Here is a 15,678-nt window from a genome sequence, read left to right as displayed (position 1 = left end):
GTCATCGGCTCACGCCTCCCGCAGCTTCGGGTTGAAGACCTCGTCGAGGCCGACGTTGGCGACGTAGAGCGCGCCGACGATCGCGGTGATCCCGGCGCCCGGCGGAACGAACCACCACCACATGCCGAGTTGGAGCGCGCTCCATTGCTGGGCGCTCTGCAGCATCATCCCCAGCGAGACGCCCTCGGTGGGGCCGAGCCCGATGAAGTCGAGCGAGGAGGCGATCAGTACGGATCCGCCGAAGAGCAGGATGAACATCATGAAGAGGTACGAGCTCATGTTGGGCGCGATCTCGCGGAAGACGATCCGCCAGGTGCCGCTGCCGCTGAGCCGTGCCAGGTCCACGAACTCCCGGGTGCGCAGTGAGAAGGTCTGCGCCCGGATGGCGCGCGCCGCCCAGGGCCAGGAGGTGAGCCCGATGAACAGGCCCTGCACGGGGACCGAGCGGACCCCGAGGTAGGCGTTGATGATCAGCAGCACGGCGAGTGCGGGCAGCACCAGGACCACGTTGGTGAGCATGTTGAGGATCTCGTCGACCGCTCCGCCGCGGTAGCCGGCCAGGAAGCCGACGAGCATGGCGATGACGGCGGCGATGGCCCCGCCGACGACGCCGACCAGGAAGGTGGCGCGCAGCCCGTGCACGAACTGGGCGTACACGTCCTGGCCGAAGGTGGTGGTGCCCATCCAGTACGTGCCGTCGGGTGGCGCGGCCTGCGGGCCGATGTATTCGTTCGGGTCGGCGTTGTCGAGCAGCGGCGGGCCGATGATGCCGACGAGCAGCAGGAGCACGACGACGGTGAACCCGATGATGAGCTTGGGGTTGCGCACGGCGTAGTGCAGCGTCTCGCGGCCGGGACGGGCGGCTGCGGCGGTGGGGGCGGCGGGTTCGGTGGCCGGTTCGGGCACGGTAGTCATGACTGGCCTCCTGCCATGCCGGTACGGGTCCGCGGGTCGACGACGACGTACACGATGTCGATGAGGAAGTTGGCGATCAGTACGCCGATGACGATGAACAGGAACGCGCCCTGGAGCAGGAAGAAGTCCTGGTTCTGGATCGCGGCGAGGATCAGCGAGCCGAGCCCGGGATAGGCGAACACGATCTCGGTGACCAGGGCTCCGGCCACCAGGACGCCCAGCTGGAGGGCGAGCCCGGTGATCTGGGGCAGCACGGCGTTGCGGAAGGCGTAGCGGCGGATGAGCCGCTGCGGTGCGCCGAGGGCCGACAGATAGGACGAGTAGTCGGACTCCAGCTCATAGATGATCATGTTGCGCATGCCGATGGCCCAGCCGCCGAGTGCGACCAGGAAGAGCGAGAGGAACGGCAGCACCCAGTGCTGGAGCAGGTCCCAGACGAAGGCGGTGGACCAGCTCGGCTGGATGTCGAGGCTGTAGCCGCCGGAGAGCGGGAACCAGCCGGCCTTGGAGCCCAGCGCCCAGGCGAGGATGACGGCGATCCACATGTACGGCATCGCGGTCAGCAGGTAGCCCGCCGGAAGCACGGTGTTGTCGAGCACCTTGCGGCGGGCGGCCAGCGCCCCGGCCCAGTTGCCGACGAACCAGCTGAGCAGGACGGACGGGATCATCAGCCCGAGCGTGTACGGGAGCGCGTCGAGCAGCACGTCGGCGACGGGCTTGGGGAACACCCAGATGGAAAGCCCGAAGTCGCCCTGCAGCAGGGCGCTCCAGAAGTGCAGGTACTGCTGCCAGACGGGCTCGTCGAAGCCGAAGAGGTTGTTGTAGTAGGCGCGCATGGCCTCGACGGCCTCGGGCTGCGAGACCCGGGCCCTGGCCACCATGGCGGCGACGGGGTCGCCGGGCATGAAGCGCGGGATCATCCAGTTGACGGTGACGGCGACGACGAACGTCAGCGCGTAGATCAGAAGTTTGCGGGCGAAGTAGCGGCGCAAGGGAGCTCCCCGGAGAGAGCCCCGCCGTGCGGGCGGCGGTCAGGGCCGCGGGCGCACGGCGGGGCGGTCATGGAAGGAGAAGGACCGGCGCGGGGCCGGTCCTTCTCAGAACGGCCGTGTCACTTGGCGGGCTTCAGCTGGGTGAGGGCTTCAAAGCCGCCCATCTCCAGCCAGTTGCGCCACAGCGCCGGCGCGTACTTGGGCGCACCCGCGGCGTCCGACGGCCAGTTCGTCCAGTTGCCGGTGGTGGACTGGGACCAGAGGCCGTTGTACCAGAGGGGGATGACCGGCATCTCCTTGAGCTGGATGTCCTGGATCTTGGAGATGACCTTCTTCATGCCCTCGACGTCGTCCGTCTTCACTCCGCCGAGCTCCTGGACGAGCTTCCAGGCGTCCTTGTTCTCGTAGCGGCCGAAGTTGACCGTGTTCTGCTGCTTCTGGATGGGCAGCTGGAACATGTACTCGTAGTACGTCCACGGGGTGCTGGACAGCTGGCGCTCGTTGTTCACGACCAGGTCGAAGTTGCCCTTGCCGCGCGTCTCGTTGAGGGCGTTGGCGTCGGGGAACTCGGTGGTGATGCTGATGCCCGCGTCCTTGGCGGACGAGGCGATGACCTTGGCGGCCTCCATCCAGTCGGTCCAGCCGGTGGGCACGGCCAGCTTCAGACTGATCTTGGAGCCGTCCTTGTTCTCCACGAGGCCGTCGCCGTTGGTGTCCTTGTACCCGGCGTCCGCGAGGATCTGCTTGGCCTTGTCGGTGTCGAAGGTGAAGCCCTCCTTGGCCACCAGGTCCTGGTCGACGTACTTGTCCCACTGCGGGAGCAGACCGGTCGGGTTGGCGGGCTTGACCAGCTCCCCGTACACACCCTTGACGATCTTCTCGGTGTCGACCGAGGCCGCGAGCGCCCGGCGGAACGCCGCGTCGTTCATCGGCTTCTTCGTGGTGTTGGGCACCAGCCAGGCCGTGTTGGCGGAGAGCATGTAGGGCGGCTTGTCGTAGTACGACACCACCTTCTTGCTCTTGACCAGCGAGGAGGCTCCGGGCAGGAAGTTGTTGCTGAGGTCCAGCTGGCCCTGGCCGAGCTGGCCGATGACCACTTCGTTGCTCGGGTTGGAGACGTCGACGATGTAGCGGGGCGCCGGCTTCATGGAGAGCGCCTTGACGCCCCACCAGTCGTCGCGCCGCTGCCACACGACCCGGTCCTGGGAGTGGCTCTTGAGCGTGTACGCACCGGAGCCGACGGGCTTGTCGTTGACGCCGTCGAGAATGTCCTTCTCGGAGCGCTTGCTCCAGATGTGCTCCGGGACGATGGGCTGTCCGTAGAGGGTGAAGTCCCACTCCTGGTAGCGGGACTCCTTGAAGGTGAAGCGAACCGTCGTGTCGTCGACCGCCTTCGCGTCCGACAGCCAGCTCCACAGGGTGTGGAAGGACGAGGCCTCGATCTTGCCGAGCCCGTAGGAGTACGCGACGTCCTTGGCGGTCAGCGGCTTGCCGTCCGACCAGGTGATGCCCGGGCGGATCTTGGCCTCGTACGTCTTGTCGCCGGTCCAGCTGCCCGACTCCGCAAGCCAGGGCGTGAGCTTGCCCGCGTTGGGGTCGAAGTGGAACAGCGTCTCGTAGACCAGCCCCTTGGTGCCGGTGGCGTGGTCCCAGTTGTGCAGCGGGTTGTAGTTGGCCGGCGGCCCCCACTGCGTGCCGGTGGTGTAGAGCGTCTCGTTGCGCGGGAGCGCGCCCCCGCCTCCACCCTTGCCGCCCGTGCCGCCGGAGCCGCCGGAGCCGCCCCCCGTGCACGCGGTGGCGGCGAGTCCGATCACGGCGAGCGTGGCCGCGATCCGTCCCCGGAATCCCGTCCCCATCGTCCCTCCATCTCCCCGCCGTCCCTGCCGAGCGGAGTTACTGAACCGGGTAAGTGACGTGAAGCTAAGGCCGCCGAGTGGGCATGTCAAGGGTGCGGGAGCGCTCCCATCCCTTTATTTTCAGGGAGAGTTGGGAGACCATCATTCCGGAAAGGAAGCCCCGACGAGAAAGGACCACCCCTAGGGTGTGGGTGTAATACGAACCGGTTAAGTGAGGTCGCATTGCCCAGACACCGCCCCACCATCGCCGATATCGCGCGCCGCGCCGGGGTTTCCAAGGTCGCGGTGTCCTATGCCCTGAACGACCGCCCGGGTGTTTCGGCCACGACCCGCGCCACCATCAAGGCCATCGCCCAGGAGATCGGCTGGCAGCCCAACAGCGCCGCGCGCGCCCTCACCGGCGCCCCGGCCGACGCGGTCGGACTCGCCCTGTGCCGGCCCGCCCGACTGCTCGGCATGGAGCCCTTCTTCATGGAGCTGATCAGCGGCATCGAGAGCGAACTGGCCCCGCGCGGCTGCGCCCTGCTGCTCCAGGTCGTCACCGATCCGGCGCAGGAACTGGACGTCCACCGCCGCTGGTGGGGCGAGGGCCGGGTGGACGGCGTGTTCCTGGCCGATCTGCGCAGCCCCGACCCGCGGATCGAGGGTGTCGTCGGGCTCGGGCTGCCTGCCGTGGTCATCGGCCACCCCTCGGCGGCCGGCCCGCTCCCCTCCGTATGGTCGGACGAGCACACGGCCGTCCGCGACACCCTCACGTATCTGACCGCGCTGGGCCACCGCTCGGTCGCCCGCGTCGCGGGACTGCGCGGCCTCAACCACACCGAGCTGCGCGACCGGGCCCAGCGCGAGGTCTGCGCCGAACTCGGGCTCGGTGAGCCGGTCATCGTCCACACCGACTACTCCGGCCAGGACGGGGCGCACGCGACGCGACGGCTGATCAGTTCCCCGCAGCGGCCCACCGCCGTCATCTACGACAACGACATCATGGCCGTGGCCGGGCTCTCCGTGGCCCAGGAGATGGGGCTCCACGTGCCGGACGACCTCTCCCTCATCGCCTGGGACGACTCCCAGCTCTCCCGGGTGGTCCGGCCGCCGCTCACCGCGCTGAACCGCGACATCCCCGCGTACGGAATCCACGCGGCGCGCACCCTGCTGTCCCTGGTCACCCACGGGACCGCGGCCGGCTTCGAGGACGTACCGGCCCGGCTCGTCCCGCGCGGATCGACGGCCCCGCCGCGCACGCGGCCCTGACCTCGAGCGCACACGGCAGGAGTCATCCCGCAGGCGTACGCCGGGGCCCTGTGATGCGACTCAAGGCTGTCTGGGGAACGGGCACCGGGAGTGACGACCCGCGGCCGAACGGCGGAGACGATGGAGCGGTGCCCCTGACCCGGGGCCCCGCCGCCCGGCGAGGCCGCCGGGCGGGCTTCCCGTCCCGTACGAACCCGATCCTGGAGACTCCCGTGACCACCATGTCCACCGCTCACCGTGCCACCGCGGTGGCCGCCCGCGCCACGGAACTCTCCAAGGTCTACGGGGAGGGCGAGACCAAGGTGACCGCACTGGACCGGGTCACCGTGGACTTCCCGCAGGGCGAGTTCACCGCGATCATGGGCCCCTCGGGCTCCGGCAAGTCCACGCTGATGCACTGCGTCGCCGGCCTCGACAGCTTCAGCAGCGGCTCGGTGCGCATCGGCGAGACGGAGCTCGGCTCCCTCAAGGACAAGCAGCTCACCCAGCTGCGCCGGGACAAGATCGGATTCATCTTCCAGGCGTTCAACCTGCTGCCGACGCTCTCCGCGCTGGAGAACATCACGCTCCCGATGGACATCGCGGGCCGCAAGCCCGACCAGGACTGGCTGCGCAAGGTCATCGACATGGTGGGCCTCGCCGACCGGCTGAAGCACCGGCCCACCGAGCTCTCCGGCGGCCAGCAGCAGCGCGTCGCCGTCGCCCGCGCCCTGGCCTCCCAGCCCGAGATCATCTTCGGTGACGAGCCCACCGGAAACCTGGACTCCCGCTCCGGCGCCGAAGTCCTCGGCTTCCTGCGCAACTCGGTACGTGAACTGGGCCAGACCGTCGTGATGGTCACCCACGACCCGGCCGCCGCCTCCTACGCGGACCGGGTCGTCTTCCTCGCCGACGGCGCGATCGTCGACCAGATGATGCACCCCACCGCCGACGGGGTGCTGGACCGGATGAAGGCGTTCGACGCCAAGGGCCGCACCAGCTGAGCCCCGGCCCTCCCGGCCCCCACGTCACCCCGTCCGGAACCCTCCCTCCCCTCCCAGGACTGACAGACATGTTCCGTACCGCCCTGCGCAATGTGCTCTCGCACAAGGCCAGGCTGCTGATGACCGTCCTCGCCGTGATGCTCGGCGTGGCCTTCGTCTCCGGCACCCTGGTCTTCACCGACACCCTCGGCAACGCCTTCCGCAACCAGTCGGCCAAGAGCTACGACGACATCGCCGTCGCCGTCACCACCCACGCCGACCAGCGCGACCCGAAGAGCCCCGCCATCGACGCCGCCACCCTGAAGAAGATCGAGGCCCTGGACGGCGTCGCCACCGCCACCGGCCGGGTCGACGGCTTCGCCGGCGTCGCGGACCCCGACGGCAAGCTCATCGGCAACGGCTGGACCAACACCGGTTCCAACTTCGCCCCCGGCAAGGACGGCAAGGACGCGCAGTACACCTTCACCGACGGCTCGGGACCGACCGCGGCGGGCAGCGTCGCTCTGGACGAGGACACCGCGAAGAAGGGGGAGTACGAGGTCGGCGACAAGGTACGGGTCGCCACCAACGGCCCGGTGAAGGAGTACACCCTCTCCGGGGTCTTCACCACCGAGGACGGCGCCGTCAACGCCGGCGGCAGCCTCGTCCTCTTCGACACCCCCGTCGCCCAGAAGCTGTTCCTGCGGCCCGGCCAGTTCAGGGACGTCGCCGTCTCCGCCGCCCCCGGCACCACCGACCAGCAGTTGCTCACCGCCGTGAAGCCGCTGCTGCCCAAGGACGCCGAGGCCAAGACCGGCCAGGCCCGCGCGGACGAGCAGGCCGACCAGACCGAGGCGGCACTGAGCGGCCTCAGCAAACTGCTGCTCGCCTTCGCCGGCATCGCCCTGTTCGTCGGCATCTTCCTCATCGCCAACACCTTCACCATGCTGGTCGCCCAGCGCACCAAGGAGCTCGCCCTGCTGCGCGCCGTCGGCGCCTCGCGCCGACAGGTCAAGCGCTCGGTGCTCCTCGAAGCGGCCGTGGTCGGGCTGATCGCCTCCGTCGTCGGCTTCGCGCTGGGCCTCGGCCTCGCCACCGGACTGCGCTCCGCGATGAGCCTGATCGGCGGGAAGATCCCGGCCGGACCGCTGGTGGTCGCACCGCTGACCGTCGTCGCCGCCTTCGGCGTCGGCGTCCTGATCACCGTCCTGGCCGCCTGGCTGCCCGCCCGCCGGGCCGCGAAGATCCCGCCGGTCGCCGCGATGAACAGCCAGTACGCCGTGGCCACGGTGAAGTCCCTGGTGCTGCGCAACTCGATCGGCGGCGTCATCACACTGCTCGGCGGGGCGCTGGTCGTGGCCGGCGCGGCACAGGCCGGATCGAACGGTCAGCTCCTCATCGCGGGCGGCGCCTTCCTGGCCCTGATCGGCGTCATCATCCTGATCCCGCTGCTGTCCCGCCCGGTGATCGCCCTGGTCCGCCCTCTGCTGCGGCGGCTGTTCGGGGTCTCCGGCAAGCTGGCCGCCCAGAACGCGGTCCGCAACCCCCGGCGCACCGGCGCCACCGCCTCCGCGCTGGCGATCGGCCTCACCCTCGTCACCGGCATCTCGGTGCTCGGCGTCACCCTCGGCCAGGCGGTCGACAAGGTGACGACGGACAACATCAAGGCCGACTACATGGTCTCGATGGCCAGCGGCGACGCGCTCGACGAGTCGGCGCTCACCGCCCTGGAGAAGGCCGACGGCGTCAGCGCGGTCTCCCCGCAGCAGGCGGTCTGGCTGAAGGTCGGCGGCGCCGAACTCTCGGCCTCCGGCGTCACCCCCGGCGATGTGCAGAAGGTGCTCACCGTCGACACCGTCTCCGGCACGGTCGACTCCCTCGGCAAGGGCGAGATCGCCGTCTCGGACAAGACCGCCAAGTCGCACGGCTGGAAGACCGGGGACAGCCTCCCGGTCACGTACGACGTCGACGGCAAGAAGGAGAACCTGAAGGTCGGCGCGCTCTTCAAGGACAACGAGTTCCTCTCGCCCGTGCTGATCCCCCGTGACCTCGTGGCCCCGCACGAGGACCGTGCGGACATCCGCGAGATCTGGCTGAAGGCCGACGGCGGCGCGAGCGCGGCCAACGAGCAGGCCCTGGTGGACGCGCTGGGCGACAACCCCGGCATGAGCATCATGGACCGCCAGGACATCCGCGACATGTTCGGCGGCTCCATCAACCTCGCGATGAACATCATGTACGGCCTGCTGGCCATGGCCCTGATCATCGCCGTGCTCGGGGTCGTCAACACCCTGGCCATGTCGGTCTTCGAGCGCCAGCAGGAGATCGGCATGCTGCGCGCGATCGGCCTGGACCGGCGCAAGGTCAAGCGCATGATCCGGCTGGAGGCCGTGGTCATCTCGCTCTTCGGCGCGGTCGTCGGCATCGGGCTCGGCATGTTCCTCGGCTGGGCGATCGGCCAGACCGTGGCGGCCCAGATCCCGCAATACGTTCTCGTCGTGCCGTGGAGCCGGATCGCTGTCTTCCTTCTGCTGGCCGGACTCGTGGGGGTGCTGGCCGCCCTGTGGCCGGCCCGCAGCGCCGCGAAGCTGAACATGCTGACGGCGATCAAGACGGAGTAGTCCCCGAAGGGACACGGCAGAGGGCCGGTAACCGCCGTGGCGGTTACCGGCCCTCTGCCGTGTCCGGGGTCAGCCGGTCGCGGACGCCTTCCAGTCGCGGGCCCGCAGCGGCATGCGGGAGCCCCCGCCCTCGGCCGGGCGGACCGCGAGAATCTGGTTGACGCCGATCTTGTTGTGCTCGAAGGAGAGCGCGGAGGCGGCCATGTACAGGCGCCAGACCCTGGCCCGGCCGGGTGAGGTCATCCGCACGGCGCGCTCCCAGTCCTGCTCCAGGTTGGTGACCCAGCGGCGCAGGGTCAGGGCGTAGTGCTCACGGAGCGACTCGACGTCGCGGGCCTCGAAACCGGCCTCCTCGAGGGTCGCGACGGTCCGGCCCACCGGGGCCAGTTCGCCGTCCGGGAACACATAGGCGTCGATGAACTCGTCCACGTGGTACGCGGACTCGTCCCTCTCCGGGCGGCGGGCGATCTGGTGGTTGAGGAGGCGCCCGCCGGGCTTGAGGAGTGCGTAGAGGTCGTCGGCGTACTCGCGGTAGCGGACCGTGCCGACGTGTTCGGCCATGCCGATCGAGGAGATGGCGTCGTACGGGCCGTCCCTGACGTCCCGGTAGTCCTGGACCCGGATCTCGATCCGGTCGGTCAGCCCCTCCTCGGCGATGCGCTTCCTGGCGAAGGCGGCCTGCTCCACGGAGAGGGTCACTCCGGTGACGCGGGCGCCGTACTCACGGGCGGCGTGGATGGCCATGGAGCCCCAGCCGCAGCCGACGTCCAGGAGGCGGTCGTCCTCCTTCAGCGCGAGCTTGCGGCAGACCAGGTCGAGCTTGTCGCGCTGGGCGTCCTCGAGATTCCCGCCGTCCTCCCAGTAGGCGCAGGAGTAGACCATGGACGGGCCGAGGACCAGTTCGTAGAAGTCATTGCCCACGTCGTAGTGGTGGCTGATGGCCTCCTTGTCGCGGCGCTTGGTGTGCAGGGTGCCGGTGCGGCGGCGCACCTCCTCGGGCGGGGGCGGGGGCGGCGGCCAGGGGCCGGCGATCTTCAGCAGTCCCTTGGCGGCGGCGCGCAGCTTCGGGTCGCGGACCGGGTGGACGCTGTCCTTCGCCTCTCCGCCGCGCTCCCAGATCAGCCCGGCCATCAGGTCCAGGGCCCCGTACAGATCGCCTTCGATGTCCAGCTCCCCCGCCACCCAGGCGCGGGCCAGGCCCAGTTCGCCCGGCTTCCACAGCAGTCGGCGCAGGGCACGGCGGTTCCTGATGACGAGGACGGGAGCGCCGGGGGGTCCGGCTTCGCTGCCGTCCCAGGCCCGGATGCGGACCGGTAGTGGTTCTCCCAGCAACTCCTGGGCGAGAGCGGTCAGCCGCAATGCGGCGTCTGCCATGGCGCACACCTCCGTGATGGTGTTTCCCAACGTGCCAACGTGCCCAGACATGCCCACACATGTCTCGGACCACGCCCGGCAACCCAGGACGGCACTTTCTGGGCGCCACGGCGAGGTACACCCCCCTCAACAGTCTCCGGCGGCCGTGCCATCCCGCTACTGCGCAATGGTCCGGCAAAATGCCTGTACCGCACATGCATCGACGGGAAGGCCGGCCCCGGCACTCCCGCGACGGTCACCGCGCCGACCTGCGGCGATACGCCGAAGGGGCCGTCCGCACCACGGATGGCGGACGGCCCCTTCGGGCTTCGTGCGACTGGCTGTTCGCGGATACGGAGATCCGCGGACCGGACCGGAGTCCGGGCGGGGTCAGGAGGCCTTGGCCTTCTCGCCCACGGGCTTGGCGGCGGCCGGGGCCGGCGCCGGCTTGGCGGCCTCGTAGAACTCCTCGCGGGGAGTCTCCATGGCGCCGAGCGAGACGACCTCGCGCTTGAGGAACATCGCCAGGGTCCAGTCGGCGAAGATCCGGATCTTACGGTTCCAGGTCGGCATCGCCATGCCGTGGTAGCCACGGTGCATGTACCAGGCGAGACGGCCCTTGAGCTTGATCTTCACCTTGCCCATGACGATCATCGCGACGCCCTTGTGCAGGCCCAGACCGGCGACCGCACCCTTGTTGGCGTGGCTGTAGTCGGCCTGCGGGAAACCTCGCATCCCGGAGATGACGTTGTCACCGAGGACCTTGGCCTGCCGCAGCGCGTGCTGGGCGTTCGGCGGGCACCAGGCGTTCGGGTTGCCGGCCTTGCGGCCGATCAGGTCCGGCACCTGGGCGTTGTCGCCCGCGGCCCAGATGTAGTCGGTGCCCTGAACCTGGAGCTTCTCGGAGGTGTCGACGTGACCACGCGGGCCGAGCGGCAGACCGAAGCGCGCCAGCGCCGGGTTCGGCTTCACACCGGCGGTCCACACGATGGTGTTGGAGTCGACCTCCAGGCCGTTCTTCAGCACCACGTGACCGTCGACGCAGGAGTCCATGGAGGTCGAGAGGAAGACCTCGACACCGCGGGACTCCAGGTGCTCCCGGCCCCAGGTGCCCAGCTTCGGGCCGACCTCGGGAAGGATCTTGTCGGCGGCGTCGACGAGGATGAAGCGCATGTCCTCGCGCTTCACGTTCGTGTAGTACTTCGCCGCGTCGCGGGCCATGTCCTCGACCTCACCGATGGTCTCCGCACCGGCGAAACCGCCGCCCACGAAGACGAACGTCAGCGCCCTGCGGCGGACGTCCTCGTCGGTCGTCGAGTCAGCCTTGTCCAGCTGCTCGAGGACGTGGTTGCGCAGGCCGATGGCCTCCTCGATGCCCTTCATACCGATGCCCTGTTCGGCCAGGCCGGGGATCGGGAAGGTCCGGGAGACGGCGCCCATCGCGATGATCAGGTAGTCGAAGGGCAGCTCGTAGGCCTCGCCGACGAGCGGCGCAACCGTGGCGACCTTGCGGTCCTGGTCGATGGTCGTGACTCGGCCGGTGAGAACCTCAGCCTTGGGCAGCACGCGTCGCAGCGGGACGACGACATGCCGAGGCGAGATGCTGCCGGCAGCAGCTTCGGGGAGGAAGGGCTGGTAGGTCATGTACGACCGGGGGTCGACGACCGTGACGGTCGCCTCGCCGTAGCGCATCTTCTTGAGGATGCGCCGAGCTGCGTACAGGCCTACGTACCCACCGCCTACTACGAGGATCCTGGGACGCTCCGTGGTGCTCATGCCATCGAGTATCCACCCCCCTCGGGGGGCACGCTCGTGAGCCCCTTCACAAGGTATCCCCCACCCTCTGCTACACTGCCCCGCTCGCGTGACCCAGGTCATGGTCCGGCAGGGGAACCACGACACCCTGGCGAACGTTGTTCACCGCTTGTGAGCTGGCCCTGTGAGGCGCCGGACAGGGTGGACCACCCCTCCGGTCCACACGCCCGCAAGGCACCCGGAACCGCCCCGTATGCGACCCGGGCGACCCCCCGCACCCTCCTGCGGACCCGTTCGGTGCAGAAGTCGGGCCCAGAGGGCCCAATTCCTTGTGAAGAAGTTCACGAACTTCGTCGCGGCGTGTCTCCCAAGGGGCCCGCGGAGGGCTCGCGGGCAGCTCAGAAGTGCAGGCCGGAGTGCCGATGAGCACCATTCCGACCGCCTGCGCCGGACGCCTCAGCGGGCCGCGTAGAAGGCGATGCCGTCCAGGATGTCGTGCTCGCTGACGACGACCTCGCGCGCCCCGGTCCGCTCCATCACGGCCTGCAGGATCAGCGCCCCGGAGCTGATCACGTCGACCCGCCCCGGGTGCATCGCGCCGATCGCCGCACGCTCGGCATGGGTCGACGCGAGGAGCCGTCCGGCGATCTCCCGGACCTGCTCCAGGGAGAGCCGGGAGTGGTGGATCGCCTCGGAGTCGTACTCCTTCAGCCCCAGCGCGATGGCCGCCACGGTGGTGACCGTTCCGGCGAGGCCGACGAGCGTGGCCGCCGACGTGAGCGGCACGGTCTCCTCGGCCAGGTCCAGCGCGGCGGCGACATCCGCGCGGATCGCCTCGACCTGCCCGGCCGTGGGCGGGTCACTGATCTCGCCGTCCCGTACGAGGTGACGCTCGGTCATCCGGACGCAGCCGATGTCCACGGACCGGGCGGCCCGCACCCGGTCGTCGCCGACGACGAATTCGGTGGAGCCGCCGCCGATGTCCACGACGAGGTACGGCTTCGCGAGGTCGTCCCGCCCGGAAAGCTCCTTGGTGGCGCCGTCGAACGAGAACTCGGCCTCCTGGTCGCCCGTGATCACCTCGGGCTCGACGCCCAGGATGTCCACCACGCCACGGACGAAGTCGTCCCTGTTCTCCACGTCCCGGGAGGCGGACGTGGCGACGAAGCGGACCTGCTCCGCGCCGTGCTCCTTGATCACCGCCGCGTACTGCCGGCAGGCGGCGAACGTCCGCTCCAGCGCCTCGGGCGCGAACCGCCCGGTCCGGTCGACGCCCTGCCCGAGCCGGACGATCTCCATCCGCCGGTCGAGCTGAACGAGCTCCCCGCTCTCGGGATCGGCATCCGCGACGAGCAGACGAATCGAGTTGGTACCGCAGTCGATGGCGGCCACGCGTGTCATGTCTTCAAGCCTCCTGGGGGTCCCCCCGGACGAAGTCTGGGGGGAGATTGAGGAGCGGGGGTCCGGGGGCAGCGCCCCCGGGTACGGACGGTCAGCCCTCGTCCGGCGCGCCGCACGGCGAAACGCACGGACCCTTGCGCCACCACTCCGGCAGCATCGCAATCGCCTCGTCCCCGAGCGGATTCACCCCCGGCCCCGCGGCCAGCGAGTGACCGACCAGCACATGCAGGCACTTCACCCGGTCCGGCATGCCTCCCGCGCTCGGGAACCCCTCCAGCACCTCGATCGCGTCACGCCGTGCGATGTAGTCCTCGTGCGCGACCCGGTAGGCCGCGGCCAGCTCGGGGTCCGTACCGAGGCGCTCGGTCATCTCCTTCATGACCCCGTTCGCCTCCAGCGTGCCGATCGCGGACGCCGCACGCGGGCACGTCAGATAGAACGTCGTCGGGAACGGCGTGCCGTCCTCCAGCCGGGGCTGCGTCTCGACCACGTCCGGGTTGCCGCAGGGGCAGCGGTGCGCGATCGCGCGCAGCCCGCGCGGCGGGCGCCCCAGCTGCTGCTGGAACGCGGCGATGTCCGCGTCGGTGGGCGCGGTGGACTCGGTCTGGGGAGGGGGCGTTTCCATGCCTGCCTAGGGGTTCTGATCGGACTGCTCGAACTGCGGTTCTGCAGATGTACAAGAAGAAGGGACGCGAAGGGAAACGCGGCTCAGCCGCGGTCGGCGCTGTCGACGCCGTCCCACAGGTTGGAGTGCCAGGGCCGGTCGGTGTCCTCCGGCTTCCCGTTGCGCTCCTTGACCGCGTCGGGGTCGACCACGGTGTAACCGGTCTCCCCCGGAAGAAGGTAGTGCAGGTGCTCACGGGCCAGCCGCTTGACGTACGCGTCGTCCTGGAGCCGCGCCTTCTCGTCGCGCAGCTCCTCGGTACGCGCCTCGGCCTCCTGGGCCATCCGCTCCTGGTCGGCGATCTCGTCGCGCTGCGACACGTACTGCCGCATCGGGTACGCGAGGGCGACGATCAGTGAGCACACGATCAGAGCCAGGAAGGCGGCCCGGCCGGTGAGCCGGGAGCGGCGGGCCTGACGGCGGTTCTGCGACCTGTAGACGCGGGCCGCGGTCTGCTCGCCGAGCAACCGCAGCCGGGTCGCGGTGGAGAACCGGTCCCGGTCCTTCGCGGCCATGTCTCCGCCTCCCCATTACGCACGTCCGTCCCCGCACACGGTACGGGACCGAGTGCGGGGACGGACGGAGGCCGGGGCGCTCAGCCCCGCCCGGCTTCGTGTCAGCCCTTGAAGCGCGGGAACGCCGAGCGGCCCGCGTACACCGCGGCGTCGTCGAGGATCTCCTCGATGCGCAGCAGCTGGTTGTACTTGGCGACGCGGTCCGAGCGGGCCGGGGCGCCGGTCTTGATCTGGCCGCAGTTCACGGCGACCGCGAGGTCGGCGATGGTGACGTCCTCGGTCTCGCCGGAACGGTGCGACATCATGCACTTGAAGCCGTTGCGCTGGGCCAGCTCGACGGCGTCCAGCGTCTCGGTCAGCGAACCGATCTGGTTGACCTTGACGAGCAGGGCGTTGGCGGAGCCCTCCTCGATGCCGCGGGCCAGACGCTCCGGGTTGGTGACGAAGAGGTCGTCGCCGACGATCTGCACCTTGGCGCCGATCTTGTCGGTGATGACCTTCCAGCCGGCCCAGTCGTCCTCGTACAGCGGGTCCTCGATGGAGACCAGCGGGTACGCGGAGACGAGCTCCTCGTAGTACTCGGTCATCTCGGCGGCCGAGCGGGACTTGCCCTCGAACTCGTAGACGCCGTCCTTGTAGAACTCCGAGGCGGCGACGTCGAGCGCGAGCGCGATGTCCTTGCCCGGGGCGTAGCCGGCTTCCTTGATGGCCTCGACGATGAGGTCCAGGGCGGCGCGGTTCGACTCCAGGTTCGGCGCGAAGCCGCCCTCGTCGCCGAGACCGGTCGACAGGCCCTTGGTCTTCAGGACCTTCTTCAGCGTGTGGTAGACCTCGGCGCCCCAGCGCAGGGCCTCGGAGAAGGACTCCGCACCGATCGGCGCGATCATGAACTCCTGGATGTCCACGTTGGAGTCGGCGTGCGACCCACCGTTGAGGATGTTCATCATCGGGACGGGCAGCAGGTGCGCGTTCGGGCCACCGAGGTAGCGGAACAGCGGCAGGTCCGAGGCCTCGGAGGCGGCGTGGGCCACGGCGAGCGAGACGCCGAGGATGGCGTTGGCGCCGAGCGAGCCCTTGTTCTCCGTGGCGTCCAGGTCGAACATCGCCTGGTCGATCAGCCGCTGCTCGGTCGCGTCGTAACCGACGAGCTCCGGGCCGATCTGCTCGATCACGGCCAAGACCGCCTTCTCGACGCCCTTCCCGTGGTAGCGGTTGGGGTCTCCGTCACGAAGCTCGATGGCCTCGAACGCGCCGGTGGAGGCGCCTGACGGAACGGCAGCACGGCCCGTGCTGCCGTCGTCGAGGCCGACCTCGACCTCGACCGTGGGGTTTCCGCGGGAGTCGAGGATTTCCCTGGCTACGACGACGTCGATGGACGGCACGAGGCATCTCC

Annotated in this window: 12 protein-coding genes; 3 read left to right on the top strand and 9 right to left on the bottom strand. The window is 69.5% G+C overall.

The window, feature by feature from the left end:
• Positions 1–9: 9 nt before the first annotated feature.
• The 3 genes from ABTX18_RS21805 to ABTX18_RS21795 form a co-directional block, all read right to left on the bottom strand.
• Positions 10–915 (bottom strand): ABC transporter permease, encoded by a 906-nt coding sequence (locus ABTX18_RS21805; protein WP_352124368.1) that lies wholly within the window; start codon positions 913–915, stop codon positions 10–12.
• Positions 912–1,907 (bottom strand): ABC transporter permease, encoded by a 996-nt coding sequence (locus ABTX18_RS21800; protein ID WP_352124367.1) that lies wholly within the window; start codon positions 1,905–1,907, stop codon positions 912–914. Before ABTX18_RS21800 ends, ABTX18_RS21805 begins: the two co-directional genes overlap by 4 nt.
• Positions 1,908–2,026: 119 nt before the next feature.
• Positions 2,027–3,763 carry an ABC transporter substrate-binding protein gene (locus ABTX18_RS21795; protein ID WP_352124366.1) on the bottom strand — a complete coding sequence of 579 codons (1,737 nt, stop codon included), beginning with the start codon at positions 3,761–3,763 and terminating at the stop codon, positions 2,027–2,029.
• 222 nt (positions 3,764–3,985) lie between these two features.
• Between ABTX18_RS21795 and ABTX18_RS21790 the strand changes: the two genes are divergently transcribed.
• The 3 genes from ABTX18_RS21790 to ABTX18_RS21780 all read left to right on the top strand — a co-directional run bounded on the left by ABTX18_RS21790 (position 3,986) and on the right by ABTX18_RS21780 (position 8,597).
• Complete coding sequence (locus ABTX18_RS21790; RefSeq protein WP_352124365.1) at positions 3,986–5,014, top strand: LacI family DNA-binding transcriptional regulator; 1,029 nt, start codon at positions 3,986–3,988, stop codon at positions 5,012–5,014.
• A gap of 212 nt (positions 5,015–5,226) precedes the next feature.
• Positions 5,227–5,997 (top strand): ABC transporter ATP-binding protein, encoded by a 771-nt coding sequence (locus tag ABTX18_RS21785; RefSeq protein WP_136329839.1) that lies wholly within the window; start codon positions 5,227–5,229, stop codon positions 5,995–5,997.
• 68 nt (positions 5,998–6,065) lie between these two features.
• Positions 6,066–8,597, top strand: a complete 2,532-nt coding sequence (locus ABTX18_RS21780; RefSeq protein WP_352124364.1) for an ABC transporter permease — start codon at positions 6,066–6,068, stop codon at positions 8,595–8,597.
• 69 nt (positions 8,598–8,666) lie between these two features.
• Here ABTX18_RS21780 and ABTX18_RS21775 read toward each other — a convergent pair whose 3' ends face one another.
• The 6 genes from ABTX18_RS21775 to eno form a co-directional block, all read right to left on the bottom strand.
• Complete coding sequence (locus tag ABTX18_RS21775; RefSeq protein WP_352124363.1) at positions 8,667–9,971, bottom strand: class I SAM-dependent methyltransferase; 1,305 nt, start codon at positions 9,969–9,971, stop codon at positions 8,667–8,669.
• 369 nt (positions 9,972–10,340) lie between these two features.
• On the bottom strand, positions 10,341–11,726 hold the full coding sequence (locus tag ABTX18_RS21770; protein WP_352124362.1) for an NAD(P)/FAD-dependent oxidoreductase: 1,386 nt from the start codon (positions 11,724–11,726) through the stop codon (positions 10,341–10,343).
• A 435-nt stretch (positions 11,727–12,161) separates the two neighbouring features.
• Positions 12,162–13,106 carry a Ppx/GppA phosphatase family protein gene (locus ABTX18_RS21765; protein WP_352124361.1) on the bottom strand — a complete coding sequence of 315 codons (945 nt, stop codon included), beginning with the start codon at positions 13,104–13,106 and terminating at the stop codon, positions 12,162–12,164.
• Positions 13,107–13,197: 91 nt separating this feature from the next.
• Positions 13,198–13,731: a DUF501 domain-containing protein gene (locus ABTX18_RS21760; RefSeq protein WP_266779713.1), complete on the bottom strand. Its 534-nt coding sequence runs from the start codon at positions 13,729–13,731 to the stop codon at positions 13,198–13,200.
• 83 nt (positions 13,732–13,814) lie between these two features.
• Positions 13,815–14,285 carry an FtsB family cell division protein gene (locus ABTX18_RS21755; protein WP_351395627.1) on the bottom strand — a complete coding sequence of 157 codons (471 nt, stop codon included), beginning with the start codon at positions 14,283–14,285 and terminating at the stop codon, positions 13,815–13,817.
• A 101-nt stretch (positions 14,286–14,386) separates the two neighbouring features.
• Positions 14,387–15,667, bottom strand: coding sequence for a phosphopyruvate hydratase (eno, locus tag ABTX18_RS21750; protein WP_352124360.1), 1,281 nt, complete (start codon positions 15,665–15,667; stop codon positions 14,387–14,389).
• Between the last annotated feature and the right edge of the window lie 11 nt (positions 15,668–15,678).

It is taken from the genome of Streptomyces sp. NPDC096323 (genome assembly GCF_040302845.1).
Classification (GTDB): Bacteria; Actinomycetota; Actinomycetes; order Streptomycetales; family Streptomycetaceae; genus Streptomyces.
This window is presented reverse-complemented; position numbering and strand designations above follow the sequence as displayed.

Bases quoted from the DNA above. Each gene is read 5' to 3' on its own strand.
- ABTX18_RS21795 (WP_352124366.1), bottom strand. From the start codon at position 3,763: ATGGGGACGGGATTCCGGGGACGGATCGCGGCCACGCTCGCCGTGATC.
- ABTX18_RS21780 (WP_352124364.1), top strand. From the start codon at position 6,066: ATGTTCCGTACCGCCCTGCGCAATGTGCTCTCGCACAAGGCCAGGCTG.
- ABTX18_RS21775 (WP_352124363.1), bottom strand. From the start codon at position 9,971: ATGGCAGACGCCGCATTGCGGCTGACCGCTCTCGCCCAGGAGTTGCTG.
- ABTX18_RS21805 (WP_352124368.1), bottom strand. From the start codon at position 915: ATGACTACCGTGCCCGAACCGGCCACCGAACCCGCCGCCCCCACCGCC.
- ABTX18_RS21755 (WP_351395627.1), bottom strand. From the start codon at position 14,285: ATGGCCGCGAAGGACCGGGACCGGTTCTCCACCGCGACCCGGCTGCGG.
- ABTX18_RS21760 (WP_266779713.1), bottom strand. From the start codon at position 13,731: ATGGAAACGCCCCCTCCCCAGACCGAGTCCACCGCGCCCACCGACGCG.
- ABTX18_RS21770 (WP_352124362.1), bottom strand. From the start codon at position 11,726: ATGAGCACCACGGAGCGTCCCAGGATCCTCGTAGTAGGCGGTGGGTAC.
- ABTX18_RS21765 (WP_352124361.1), bottom strand. From the start codon at position 13,106: ATGACACGCGTGGCCGCCATCGACTGCGGTACCAACTCGATTCGTCTG.